Source organism: Gordonia sp. YY1, from assembly GCF_009872315.1.
Classification (GTDB): Bacteria; Actinomycetota; Actinomycetes; order Mycobacteriales; family Mycobacteriaceae; genus Gordonia; species Gordonia amicalis.
In genome coordinates this window covers 230795-242787 of record NZ_WXYI01000001.1, presented here as the reverse complement: position 1 = coordinate 242787, position 11993 = coordinate 230795, and the positions used below count along the sequence as shown (strand labels likewise).

Sequence of the window (11993 nt, the reverse complement as noted above, 5' to 3'; positions counted from 1 at the left end):
CCTCACCGTGTCTCGGTGATCGCCATGTACGGCGACACCGTGGAGGAGTGTTCGTTGACGCGCAGTGTGGCGCCCAGGGCGGGGAAGGCCCGCTGTGCGCACTGGGTTCGTTCGCAGACGCGGCAGCCCGCACCGATCGGGGTCACGTGTGCCTGCGGTCCGATCTCGAGGCCGTCGGAGTAGATCACCCGACCGGCATGGCGGAGTTCGCATCCCATGCCGATCGCGAAGGTCTTGCCGGGTTGCCCGTACCGCGCGGCGCGGCGTTCGACCGTGCGCGCCACCCAGAAGTAGTTGCGGCCGTCGGGCATCTCGGCGATCTGGGTGAGGATCTTGCCCGGCGAGGCGAAGGTCTCGTAGACATTCCACAGCGGGCAGGTGCCGCCGCTGGAGGAAAAGTGGAAACCGGTGGCGGACTGTCGTTTCGACATGTTCCCGGCGCGGTCGACACGGACGAACGACCACGGTATCCCGCGGAGGTTGGGGCGTTGCAGCGTCGAGAGCCGGTGGCAGATCGTCTCGTAGGACACCGCGTAGAACGCTGAGAGCCGTTCGATGTCGTAGCGGAAATCTTCTGCCGCGCCGTGGAACTGGCTGTAGGGGAGCACGACTGCCGCGGCGAAGTAGTTCGCCAGGCCGAGCAGCGCCAGTGAGCGCGCGTCCTCACTGGTGAAGTTTCCCTGGTCGACGAGTTCGTCGAGGAGATCGTGGTACTCGAGGTAGCAGAGCTCGCTGGCGAGCTTGAAGGTCCGCTGTCCGGCGGAGAGGGCGGCCGAGAACTCCAGGCGGCGCTCCTCGGAGTTCAGCCGGTGGAGGGTGTAGTCGCCGAGGTCGACGCGGCGCACGATGCTGATCCCGTGCACGTTCTCGATGCGGTTCATGATCTCGCGCCGGATGTCCGCCGAGTGCATGCGCATGCGGTTCGTCATCTCCTCGGCGGCGATGTCGAGCTCATGGATGTAGTTGCGGCGCTGATAGAAGTAGTCGCGCACTTCCTCGTGTGGTGCGCTGATCGTGCCCCGCATGCTGCGGTCGCCGCGTTCGTCGGTGGCCGCGGCGAGCTGGTCGGTCGCGATCCGGTAGCGCCGGTGCAGATTGACCATCGCCTGCGCGATCTCCGGATGCGAGGCGACCATCGTGCTGATCTGCTGGGCGTCGTGCGCGCCCGGACCGGCCTCGATGTCGTCGTCGAGCAGCACCTCGCGCAGTTCGGCGACCAGCCGGAGATCGTCCTGGGAGTCGAAGAACCCGGCGTCGACGCCGAACGCCTCGGTGATCTTGCGCAACACCGACGTCGTCAGCGGCCGGGCGTCGTGCTCGATCTGATTGAGATACGACGCGGAGATCGACAGCGTCTGCGCGAGGGCCACCTGCGAGAGTCCGCGCTCGGATCGCAACTGACGCAGCCGGGAGCCGACGTAGGTCCTGCTCACTCGCCACCTCCAGGACAGGGGATGCCAGATCGATGATCCCCTTCAGGGTACGGTGACCGCGTGCGCTCACCCCGCGGCCGACACCGCAGCCCGAGGCCGGTGGCGTCGGCCGTGTTCGCGCTGGTGGCCGCGGTGATCGCGATCGCCGGATGTTCGAACGGGTCGGCCGAAGCACCCGCTCCTCGCACGCCTGCCGACCTGCTGCTCCAGCCATCCGACCTACCGCCGGGATTCACCGCCGAATCGCTGTCCGTCAGTGACCTCGTCGCGGGAAACCGGGCGGGCATCGACGCCGCGCGCACCGCCCGGGTGACCCCCGGGTTCTGCACCCCGACCGCCGACGCGGAATTGAACGGGGAGCTGACCGCGGACAGCTCGGCGGTCCTCGCCGCGCGTGGTGGCACGGGGGTACTCGTCGAGCTGGTCACCGAGGCGAGGCGCGACATCGACGCCGACCGGCTCTCCACGACCGGTCGCTGCTCGCGCACGACCACCGAGATCACCGTCGGAAATCTCGCCGGGAGCCGTGTCGTCACCGAGTACACGGAGATGGCGCCGCCCGAGGTGGACGGCGGCCTCGGCACCGGCGAGCAGATGCTGCTGACGCGGTCCGAGGTCACCACGACGCTGCCCGACGGTGGTGTCCGCCGCCAGATCGGCTTCGCCGGACATGCCGCCCTGGACCGTCCGACGTCGGGGCCGGTGACCGTCCAGCTGACGGTGTCGGGCGCGACCACGCCGGCCTCCGATCCGCCGACCGAACCGACCGAACCCGTCGACGCCGCGACCTTCGTGAGAGTCTTCGACGCCGCCGTCGGTCGCGTCACCGCACCCTGATCGAGGCGGTCGAAGCGCGCGTCGGGCCGTCTGCGCGGTGTGAAAGTGGTCACTATTGCCGCGCCGGCGCCGGATGTCGGACCCCCGACGGCTCGCAGAGAAGTCACGGAGTCTGCTGTACTCGGGAGTAGGAAATCCCAGTACGCGCGTACTTTTTTCGGGGATCCACGAAGGCTTTCACATGTCAAGATTTGCAAACTTTGCAACGCGGCGTCAAAAAATAACCCGGATTTACAGTCCGCGAGGGTTGGACCTGCGTGTTTGTCCTGTGGCACCCTTGCTGCAGGCACCTCAGACGGAAGCCCAAGAGTTCGCAAAGTCCGGCCGACACCGCCGCCGGACTCGCGAGTACAACGCTCTCGGGAACCACGTCGGATGTCTGTCAGCACTCCAGGCCTCGGCGGCGCGCCGGGCCGGTCGTCCCGATCCGACCCGGTCGAGACGAGCAGGACAACGAAAGCGAAGTAGCCAATGAGCAACGTCGGAAAGCCCCGCACCGCCGCGGAAATCCAGCAGGACTGGGACACCAATCCCCGCTGGAAGGGCATCAAGCGCGACTACACCGCCGAGCAGGTCGCTCAGCTCCAGGGTTCGGTCGTCGAGGAGCACACCCTCGCCCGCCGTGGCGCCGAGATCCTGTGGGAAGGCGTGACCAAGGGTGATGGCAGCTACATCAACGCTCTGGGTGCCCTCACCGGTAACCAGGCCGTGCAGCAGGTCCGCGCCGGCCTGAAGGCCGTGTACCTGTCGGGCTGGCAGGTCGCCGGTGACGCCAACCTGTCCGGCCACACCTACCCCGACCAGTCGCTGTACCCGGCGAACTCGGTTCCGAACGTTGTTCGTCGCATCAACAACGCGCTTCTCCGCGCCGACGAGATCGCCCGCGTCGAGGGTGACGACTCGGTCGACAACTGGGTCGTCCCGATCGTCGCCGACGGTGAGGCCGGCTTCGGTGGCGCGCTCAACGTCTACGAGCTGCAGAAGGCCATGATCGCCGCGGGTGCCGCCGGTACCCACTGGGAGGATCAGCTCGCCTCGGAGAAGAAGTGCGGCCACCTCGGTGGCAAGGTGCTCATCCCGACCCAGCAGCACATCCGCACCCTGAACTCGGCCCGCCTGGCCGCCGACGTCGCCGGTGTCCCCACCGTCGTCATCGCGCGTACCGACGCCGAGGCCGCGACCCTCATCACCTCCGATGTGGACGACCGCGACAAGCAGTTCGTCACCGGTGAGCGCACCGCCGAGGGCTACTACCACGTGAAGAACGGCATCGAGCCGTGCATCGAGCGTGCGAAGTCCTACGCTCCCTATGCCGACATGATCTGGATGGAGACCGGTACCCCCGATCTCGAGCTGGCCCGCAAGTTCGCCGAGGCAGTCAAGTCGGAGTTCCCCGACCAGCTGCTCTCCTACAACTGCAGCCCGTCGTTCAACTGGAGCAAGCGCCTCGACGACAGCACCATCGCCAAGTTCCAGAACGAGCTGGGCGCCATGGGCTTCACCTTCCAGTTCATCACGCTGGCCGGCTTCCACTCGCTCAACTACGGCATGTTCGACCTGGCCTACGGTTACGCCCGCGAGCAGATGACCGCCTTCGTCGACCTGCAGAACCGTGAGTTCAAGGCAGCCGACGAGCGTGGATTCACCGCCGTCAAGCACCAGCGTGAGGTCGGCGCCGGCTACTTCGACAGCATCGCCACCACCGTCGACCCGAACACCTCGACCGCAGCTCTCAAGGGCTCGACCGAAGAGGGCCAGTTCCACTAGGAGCCATTCCGCCTCCCCGGAATCTCGGCGAACCAGTCAGGCGGTCCGCGGCTTTCGCTGCGGACCGCCTGTTGGTCTATCCAGGGCTTGGTTCGTACCCCGGGAGTTACCCATGTTCGTGCGAGATCAGTTGTTACCAGAACTTTCCCGTGAGGATTCGACATGACAAGCGAGAAGGTCTGCCGAGTCGGCGTCGTCGGCGCCGGACAGATGGGTGCGGGTATCGCCGAGGTGTGTGCCCGGGCCCAGGCCGACGTGCTGGTGTACGAATCGACTCGCGACCTCGTCGCGGCGGGCCGTGCCCGCATCCTGAGTTCGCTCGATCGGGGAGTGTCGAGCGGCAAACTGACCGAACGCGAACGCGACCAGGCGGTGGACCGCCTCACGTTCACCTCGGACCTGGGCGATTTCGCCGACCGGCAGCTCGTCTGTGAGGCCGTCGTCGAGGACGAGGCGGTCAAGACCGCGATCTTCACCCAGCTCGACAAGATCGTCGTCGACCCGCATGCGGTGCTCGCGTCGAACACCTCCTCGATCGCGATCATGAAACTGGGCATGGCAACTCAGAACGCCGCCCGCGTGATCGGTCTCCACTTCTTCAATCCCGTACCCGTGCTCCCTCTGGTCGAGCTCGTCACCACGCTGATGACAGCTCCCGAGGTGACCGCACGGGCCGAATCCTTCGCACACGACGTACTCGGCAAACAGGTGATCCGTTCCGCCGATCGGTCGGGCTTCGTCGTCAACGCGCTGCTCGTTCCCTATCTGCTCTCCGCGATCCGCATGGTGGAGAGCGGTTTCTCGACGGTCGAGGACATCGACAAGGCGATGGTGCTCGGCTGCGCTCATCCGATGGGGCCGCTGAAGCTCGCCGACCTGGTGGGTCTCGACACCGTCAAGGCGATAGCCGACAAGATGTACGAGGAGTTCGAGGAGCCGCTCTACTCGCCGCCGCCACTGCTTCTGCGGATGGTCGAGGCCGGTCGTCTCGGCAAGAAGGCCGGGCACGGTTTCTACGAATACGAGCGGCCCCTCGTCGGGAAAAGGTGACGTGGACCACAGGTGTTAGCAGAATGCTTGCATTTGCTAGCACAGCGTGGATACTGGAGTTCGGAAACACCAATACCGATGGCGCCGCGGTTTCTCATCTCGCGCGGTGACGAGCCGGAAGATCGTGGCGGCTTGCGACACCGACCATCGCGTCGAATCGACGACAACCCGACATGCGCCCGGCAACGACGCCGAGACCAGCGAGACCGCATGTGCTGCAGCGCGATTGGTGACCGACAGAAGGAGTGTCCTCGTGACCACCACCCGCAATTACGCCCCCCTCTATGCCGCAGTCGGCGCCGGCGACTATGCGTTCGCGCAGGTCACCGAGAAGCTCACCGAGCTCCGTGAGCGCACCGAGGCCGCTGCCGAGACCGCGCAGACGCGTCTCGAAGCCCGCTACAGCGAGACCAAGGCCCTCATCACCGATCTGCCCGAGACCGCACAGACCCGCTTCGACGAGGCCAAGACCCGCATCGAGTCGCTCTCGGAGGAAGTCCCGACCGAGATCGAGGAGATCCGCGGCAAGCTGACCGCCGACGAGCTGAAGAAGCTCGCCGACCCGTACGTCGAGAAGGCCACCGACTTCTACAACACGCTCGCCGAGCGTGGCGAGGCCACCCTCGAGCGCCTGCGCAAGAAGCCGGTCGTCCAGGAGAACCTGTCTCGCGTCGAGAAGGTCTACAACGACGCGGTCGACCTCACCGAAGACGCCCTCGGCGTCGTGTCCTCGCAGACCCGCCTCGTGGGTGAGCGCGCCGCCAAGCTGGCCGGCCGCGTGAGCGAAGAGGTCGAGGACGTCGCCGTCGCCATCGAAGAGGCCGGCAGCGACATCAAGGAGCAGGCCGACGACGCGGCCAAGGAGATCGACGGCGCCGCAGGCACTGTCGAGGCCAAGACCCGCACCGCCAAGGCATCGCCGGCCAAGAAGGTCGAAGCTGCCAAGGACGAGTCGGTGCCGCCGGTGAAGAAGGTGCCCGCCAAGAAGGCTCCGGCCAAGAAGGCGACCACCGCGAAGTAAGCAGTCGCACAACTCGATACGACGCCCCCGCTGGGTTCAGCGGGGGCGTCGTCGTGTTCGCGCTCGGTTGTTTCCTTCGCGCTGCGCGGATTCCCTCTCGCTCGGCAGATCCAATAAGCGGGAAGGAAACTGCAACGGCGGGAGGGAAACGTCCGCGCGGGAAGAGTTCCGCGTGAGCAGGGATCCGATCGGACCGCCGGTGCGTCAAAGGAGAGTGATGCTCTTTCCCGTTGACCACTACGGTCTCGTCCGACGCGGCGCTGCACTCGATGCGGCGTTCTCCGACAACCAGCTCGCCGCCGCCGTCAAAGGCGGCGATCTGCTGCGCCTCATCCCCGGCGTCTTCGTCCGGTCATCTCCGGCCTTCGGCGGACGCGAGGGCGCTCAGCGTCTTCATCGACTCAAATCCATTGCCGTCGCGACCACCGGTACGGCCGAGGCGCCGCGCCTGCCGTTGGGCCACGCGTCGGCGGCGGCAGTTCATGGCCTACCGCTTCTCAAGCCGGACATCGAGTACGTCCATGTCATCAATCGAAAGAAGTCGGGCGGTTCGGTCCTCGGGCATCGGCACGTTCATGCGGCGACTGTGGACGACGTCGAACTCGTCGAGGTCGACGGCATGCTGGTGACATCACTCGAGCGCACCGCGGTCGATGTCGCCGCGGCGGGGAGTTTCGCCCAGGCGCTGACAGCGTTCGACCAGGCGCTGCGTGCCGGCGCGGATCGCGACCGGATCGCACAGATCCTTGCGGGTCGTCGGCGACAGGGTATCCGCAACGCGCGGCGTGCGCTGTCGCTGGCGAGCGGATTGTCCGAAAGCGTCGGCGAGTCCTGGAGTCGTGCGCAGATGATCGAGGCGGGTCTGCCGGGAGAAGCGTCGCGAGGACGAACTCAGGGCGCTCGGTGTGATGGTCGTGCGCTGGACCTGGTCGGTTCTCGAGGAGGGCTCACTTCCCGATCTGCTGCGCCCGTGGCTCGGCCGTTTGGATCTGATACCGGGAACAGGGATTCCTGCGTAGCGAATTTGCTTGCGCGCCTTGGATTCCTCGCCGCTTATTGGATCTGAGCAGCGGAAGGGAGGTGGCAGAGCGGGAAGGAAGCGGGCCCGCGGGAGGCGGAACGGGCAGCGAGGGGATCAGTCCGACGCCGCGACTCGTTTCTTCTCGGCCTCGACGTCGAAGTCCGCCTTCGGCCAGTCGAGATCGAGTCCGGCGAGTGCGGTGGTGAGCAACTCGCAGACAGCCAGTCGGGCAAACCATTTGCGGTTCGCCGGGATCACGAACCAGGGCGCCGAGTCCTTGTCGGTGAGGTCGAAGATATCCTGGTAGGCCTCGAGGTAGGCGTCCCAATGGGCGCGTTCGTCGACGTCGCCGGGGTGGTACTTCCAGTACTTGTCCGGCCGGTCGAGGCGCTCGGCGAGGCGGGCCTTCTGCTCGTCCTTGGACACCACCAGACAACATTTGATGATCGTGGTGCCGTTGTCGACCAGTTCGGACTCGAACTGGTTGATGATGTGGTAACGCTTCTCCCACTCCGACTTCGGGGCGAGGTTGTGCACCCGGACGGGTAGCACGTCCTCGTAGTGTGACCGGTCGAAGATCCCGATCCGACCCGCGGGTGGCAGCGCCTTGTTGATCCGCCACAGGAAATCGTGCTGCAACTCTTCCGGGGTCGGCTTACCGAATCCCTTGATGGACAACCCCTGCGGGTCGAGGAGGCCGCCCACGTGCCGGACGATGCCACCCTTGCCCGCGGTGTCCATCCCCTGCAGCACGAGCAACACCGACCGGTGATCACCGGTGCGGCCGTTGGCGTACAACAGCTCCTGCAGAGCGGCCAGCGTCTGACCGCGCTCGGCGAGAAGCTCTGCCCCGGAATCCTTGTCACCGTCGAATCCGGGCGTGGAGTCGGCGTCGAAGGAGGCGATCGGCCCGATCGTCCGGGCGCGGAGTGCCTCCACGGCAGGTGCCGTCCAGCCCTTGCTCATGACAGGTCCTCTCGTGACGGGATTCGATCGTCGACGTCCACCTGGTGTGATGGTGGGAACAGTGGTCCGCCGCCGAACGCAGCACGATGCGAATCCGGCGGTGTCCCATCGTTGTTCACGATGCCGTAGCGGGTGCCCAGTTCGGCGGTGACGAGGGTGTGGCCGTTGTGTGCGGCGAGATCCGGGTCCCGGGCGAGTCGGGAGATGACCCGGCCCACGAACTCCGGGTCCTCGGCTCGCTGCAGCGAGAAACCGGCGAACTCGTCGATGCCGAGCGACAACAGCAACTCGGTGCGGATGAGGCCGAGCCACAACGAGATCGCGGCGACGCCCGTGTCCTTCAGCTCGACGGCCATGTCGGCGGCCATCTTGTCCAGTGCGGTCTTGCTCATCCCGTAGAGCACCGAATGGAGGTGGCCGCGGGACCCGAAGGACGAGATGTTCGTGATCAGACCCCGTCCCGCCTCGGTCATCAGGCGTGCCGCATGAACCGACGAGACGTAGTGCGCGCGTAGGCCCACGCCGATCAGGGTGTCCCAGTCGTCGACCGGGCGTTTCCAGAACGGGTCGGAGAACCCGCCGAATCCCTTGGGCGCTGCCCAGGCGTTGTTGACGAGGAGGTCGAGTTGCCCACTCGAAGGCGATCTCGTCGAAGGCCGCGGCCACCGCGGCGTCGTCGGTGTGATCGCAGCGCAGGGCGAGGGCGCCGTCGGGTCCGGTGCCGTGGCGGGAGGTGACGTACGTGGTCCAGCCGTCGTCGACGAGTGCACGGGCGATGCCGTGACCGACGCCCCGGCTGCCCCCGGTCACCAGCGCCACCCGGCTCACAACCCCCCTCCCGCGTCGGACGGTGCCTCGCGCGCGGGTTCGGTCAGCGGTGGGGGAGCGGCGAGGAAGGCATCCCGCGACCCGTCGACGGAGGCAACGCCCACGATCGCGCTCCACACCATCATCGTCAGGTAGTCGACGACCTGGTCGGCGTCGAGCGTGCGGCTGGTCATCCACCAGTCGACGACGTGCTGGATACCGCCGACGAGGGCGTGCGACCACAGTTCCGCACCCGTGGTGTCCGCGCCCCGGTCGGCCATGCGCATCACGATGCTGCTCATGACCAGCTGCGACACCAGGCGAACCGAGTCGGCCGGAGCGGGCGACGACGTGGGCGAGCTGGCGAGCGCGAAGCGGTACAGATTGGGTTCATCGTCGACCGCGTGGACGTACACGCCGATGATCGTGTGGGTGAGGGTGTACTCGTCGACGTCGTCGGAGATCGCCTCGGTCAGGCGCGGCCAGATCGTCGTCTCGAAGAAGCGCACGGTGGTCGCCACCCCGACGTCGCTCTTGTCGGTGAAGTACCGGTAGAGGACGGTTTTGGACACCCCGATGTGCGCGGCGATCTCGTCCATCCCGACGTCGGCACCCAGCTCGCGGATCGCGGCGATGACGCCGTCGGTGAGCTCGGTGCGGCGTGCGAGCTTGTGCTTCTCCCAGCGCTGCTTGCGGCCGTCGGGTTTGGCGCCGGTGTCGGTGACGGTGGTCAGTACCTGTTCGAGGCCACGCGTCACGTTGGCCGCAGCCGCCATCGCTGCACGCGCGGCAGCTGCGGGATTCGGGCGGTTGGCCATCACGACGCCAGCGTAGTCGGTTGATGGGTGACACTGGTGCCATGGCATCGACAGTCATCGAAGGAGCCGCGGGACAACCCGAGGGTGTGCCGAAGGCGCCGTCCGCCCCTGGATTCGGTGGGGACAACCCGGGCGACGCCGGCAGGCGCAGGGACCTCCGCAAGATGAAGGCGGTCGCGACCGGCTTCCTGATCTTCGCGGCGGTGGTCTACCTCTTCACCCGCTACCTCGAGCACCGGGACGGTACCGACGTCGCCGCATGGGTCGGTTATGTGCAGGCGGCGTCCGAGGCCGGCATGGTCGGCGCGCTGGCCGACTGGTTCGCGGTGACGGCCCTCTTCCGGCATCCGCTCGGCATCCCGATCCCGCACACCGCGCTGATCCGCAAGAAGAAGGACGACATCGGCGACCAGCTCGGCGGCTTCATCGAAGAGAACTTCATGACGCCCGAGGTGGTGGTGTACCGCGCTCAGCAGATCGACCTGCCGCGGCGGTTCTCGACGTGGGTCGCCGACTCGCGCAATGCCCCGCGGATCTCCGGTGAAGCGGCTCGTGCGGTCCAGCTCGCGTCGGAGATGCTGCGCGACGAGGACGTCGAACAGCTCATCCAGGCGGCTCTCAAGTGGGTGGCCGAACCGCAGTGGGCGCCCCCGACCGGCCGGATCCTGGAACAGCTCATCGCCGAGGACCGTCTCGAACCGGTCTTCCAGATGCTGTGCGATCGCGCCCACGAGTGGGCGATCGGCAGCCAGGACCTCATCGACCGCGTGGTCGACCGCGACGGGCCGCAGTGGACGCCGAAGTTCGTCAACACGCTCGTCGGCGACAAGATCCATCGGGAGCTCGTCGACTTCACCTACAAGGTGCGCTCCGACCCCGACCACGAACTGCGTCGGGCCATGCACGAGTTCGTCGAGAAGTTCGCCGACGACCTGCAGCACGATCCCGAGATGATCGCGAAGTTCGAGAACATCAAGATGGAGTTGGTGGGACGTGACGAGGTCACCGGTGCCGCGTCGACCGCATGGAAGACCGGCAAGGCCGTCATCGAGCAGATGCTCGACGACCCCAACAGCACGCTGCGAAATACCTTGTCGGACTCGATCATCCAGTTGGCCACGAGAATTCGCGATGACCGTCCGCTGCAGGAGAAGATGAACGGCTGGGTGGCGCGGGTCGCTCATCACATCGCCGCCAACTATTCGCAGGAGATCATCGCGGTCATCACCGAGACCGTGCGCGGCTGGGACGCCGACGACACGAGCCGCAAGATCGAACTCCAGGTGGGCCGCGATCTGCAGTTCATCCGCATCAACGGCACCGTTGTCGGTGCGCTCGCCGGTCTGGCCATCCACACCACGTCGGTGCTGATCTTCCACTGACACGGGATTAGCTGTGTGCTTGCACGTGCTAGCACCGACGCCGATACTGGGAAAGCGTGCGTGGCCGGGTGCGGCAGTGGGTATCCGGTCGGGGCGCCGCGATGATCGACCCCTGGAACGGAGCGTGATGAAGCGCGAGAAGGACGAGGCTTCCGTCGACGCCGTCGTGGACGGCCGGGCCGAGTCCGGCGACCACGTGTCCGAGGACGGCCCGACGGCGATGGCGGTCGAGGCCGTGGAAGCAGTGGAGGCGGTGGCGACCGCCGCCCAGGACGCGGTGACGAATGCGGCCCAGGACATCGGCGCCTTCATCCGGTCCCAGCGTGTGGCCGCCAAGGTCTCGCTGCGGCAGCTCGCCGAACGCGCCGGCGTCAGCAATCCGTACCTCAGTCAGATCGAACGGGGACTGCGGAAACCGTCCGCCGACGTCCTCGCCCAGATCGCCAAGGGTCTGCGGGTGTCCGCGGAAGTGTTGTACGTCCGCGCAGGAATTCTCGAAGAACGCCCCGCGAGCCCGGTCCGTGATGCTCTGATCGCAGATGACTCGATCAACGAGCGTCAGAAACAGATGTTGCTGGAGATCTACGAATCCTTCCGGAAGGAGAATTCGATCTCCCCGACAGACCATGAGTAGCTGAGTCATCAGCTACTGGTGGGCCCGAAGCATCGCCGAGTCCTGAGAAGCCGAGTTCCGAGAAAACTGAGGCAGGAGTAGCTGAATGAGCGAGAACCCGTTGACGACAGCCGTGGGACAGGTGGCCGCGTTGCTGGCCGAGGTTCGTGAGCGTGGCGAGGCGGCGAGCGAACAGGCCCAGTCGAAGCTTGCGGAGACTGTCGGGACAACTCAGTCGAAGCTTGCGGAGACTGTCGGGACAACTCAGTCGAAGCTTG

The 11993-nt window shown here is 66.3% G+C and carries 9 protein-coding genes and 3 pseudogenes; 8 read left to right on the top strand and 4 right to left on the bottom strand.

From position 1 onward, the window contains the following. Nucleotides 1-2: 2 nt before the first annotated feature. Nucleotides 3-1433, bottom strand: coding sequence for an acetate metabolism transcriptional regulator RamB (gene ramB / locus BPODLACK_RS01125; RefSeq protein WP_006436809.1), 1431 nt, complete (start codon nucleotides 1431-1433; stop codon nucleotides 3-5). A 60-nt stretch (nucleotides 1434-1493) separates the two neighbouring features. Here ramB and BPODLACK_RS01120 point away from each other — a divergent pair, with 60 nt between their 5' ends. The 5 genes and pseudogenes from BPODLACK_RS01120 (at nucleotide 1494) to BPODLACK_RS01100 (ending at nucleotide 7127) form a co-directional block, all read left to right on the top strand. Continuing rightward, nucleotides 1494-2270, top strand: coding sequence for a hypothetical protein (locus BPODLACK_RS01120; protein ID WP_159404526.1), 777 nt, complete (start codon nucleotides 1494-1496; stop codon nucleotides 2268-2270). Between the two features lie 471 nt (nucleotides 2271-2741). Continuing rightward, on the top strand, nucleotides 2742-4037 hold the full coding sequence (gene aceA, locus BPODLACK_RS01115; protein ID WP_159404525.1) for an isocitrate lyase: 1296 nt from the start codon (nucleotides 2742-2744) through the stop codon (nucleotides 4035-4037). Between the two features lie 162 nt (nucleotides 4038-4199). Further along, a complete protein-coding gene (locus BPODLACK_RS01110; protein ID WP_159404524.1) occupies nucleotides 4200-5087 on the top strand; it encodes a 3-hydroxybutyryl-CoA dehydrogenase in 888 nt (295 codons plus the stop codon). 253 nt (nucleotides 5088-5340) lie between these two features. Further along, entirely contained in the window at nucleotides 5341-6108 is a 768-nt protein-coding gene (locus tag BPODLACK_RS01105) for a heparin-binding hemagglutinin (protein WP_159404523.1), read from the top strand. 217 nt (nucleotides 6109-6325) lie between these two features. Next, nucleotides 6326-7127 (top strand): annotated as a pseudogene (locus BPODLACK_RS01100) (hypothetical protein). A gap of 116 nt (nucleotides 7128-7243) precedes the next feature. On the opposite strand, the gene BPODLACK_RS01095 reads toward BPODLACK_RS01100, so the two are convergent. The 3 genes and pseudogenes from BPODLACK_RS01095 to BPODLACK_RS01085 form a co-directional block, all read right to left on the bottom strand. Then, nucleotides 7244-8095 (bottom strand): polyphosphate kinase 2 family protein, encoded by an 852-nt coding sequence (locus tag BPODLACK_RS01095; RefSeq protein WP_006436803.1) that lies wholly within the window; start codon nucleotides 8093-8095, stop codon nucleotides 7244-7246. Further along, nucleotides 8092-8923, bottom strand: a pseudogene (locus BPODLACK_RS01090) (SDR family NAD(P)-dependent oxidoreductase). The gene BPODLACK_RS01095 and the pseudogene BPODLACK_RS01090 overlap by 4 nt, the downstream one beginning before the upstream one ends. Continuing rightward, nucleotides 8920-9720, bottom strand: a complete 801-nt coding sequence (locus BPODLACK_RS01085) for a TetR/AcrR family transcriptional regulator (RefSeq protein ID WP_174324733.1) — start codon at nucleotides 9718-9720, stop codon at nucleotides 8920-8922. The pseudogene BPODLACK_RS01090 and the gene BPODLACK_RS01085 overlap by 4 nt, the downstream one beginning before the upstream one ends. A 41-nt stretch (nucleotides 9721-9761) precedes the next feature. Between BPODLACK_RS01085 and BPODLACK_RS01080 the strand changes: the two genes are divergently transcribed. The 3 genes and pseudogenes from BPODLACK_RS01080 to BPODLACK_RS23375 all read left to right on the top strand — a co-directional run. Beyond that, entirely contained in the window at nucleotides 9762-11102 is a 1341-nt protein-coding gene (locus BPODLACK_RS01080) for a DUF445 domain-containing protein (RefSeq protein WP_006436800.1), read from the top strand. Between the two features lie 127 nt (nucleotides 11103-11229). Beyond that, nucleotides 11230-11736: a helix-turn-helix domain-containing protein gene (locus tag BPODLACK_RS01075; protein WP_006436799.1), complete on the top strand. Its 507-nt coding sequence runs from the start codon at nucleotides 11230-11232 to the stop codon at nucleotides 11734-11736. A gap of 85 nt (nucleotides 11737-11821) precedes the next feature. Next, nucleotides 11822-11993 (top strand): annotated as a pseudogene (locus BPODLACK_RS23375) (heparin-binding hemagglutinin); the annotation flags it as partial.

Bases quoted from the DNA above. Each gene is read 5' to 3' on its own strand.
- aceA (WP_159404525.1), top strand. From the start codon at position 2,742: ATGAGCAACGTCGGAAAGCCCCGCACCGCCGCGGAAATCCAGCAGGAC.
- BPODLACK_RS01110 (WP_159404524.1), top strand. From the start codon at position 4,200: ATGACAAGCGAGAAGGTCTGCCGAGTCGGCGTCGTCGGCGCCGGACAG.
- BPODLACK_RS01095 (WP_006436803.1), bottom strand. From the start codon at position 8,095: ATGAGCAAGGGCTGGACGGCACCTGCCGTGGAGGCACTCCGCGCCCGG.
- BPODLACK_RS01085 (WP_174324733.1), bottom strand. From the start codon at position 9,720: ATGGCCAACCGCCCGAATCCCGCAGCTGCCGCGCGTGCAGCGATGGCG.
- BPODLACK_RS01080 (WP_006436800.1), top strand. From the start codon at position 9,762: ATGGCATCGACAGTCATCGAAGGAGCCGCGGGACAACCCGAGGGTGTG.
- BPODLACK_RS01075 (WP_006436799.1), top strand. From the start codon at position 11,230: ATGAAGCGCGAGAAGGACGAGGCTTCCGTCGACGCCGTCGTGGACGGC.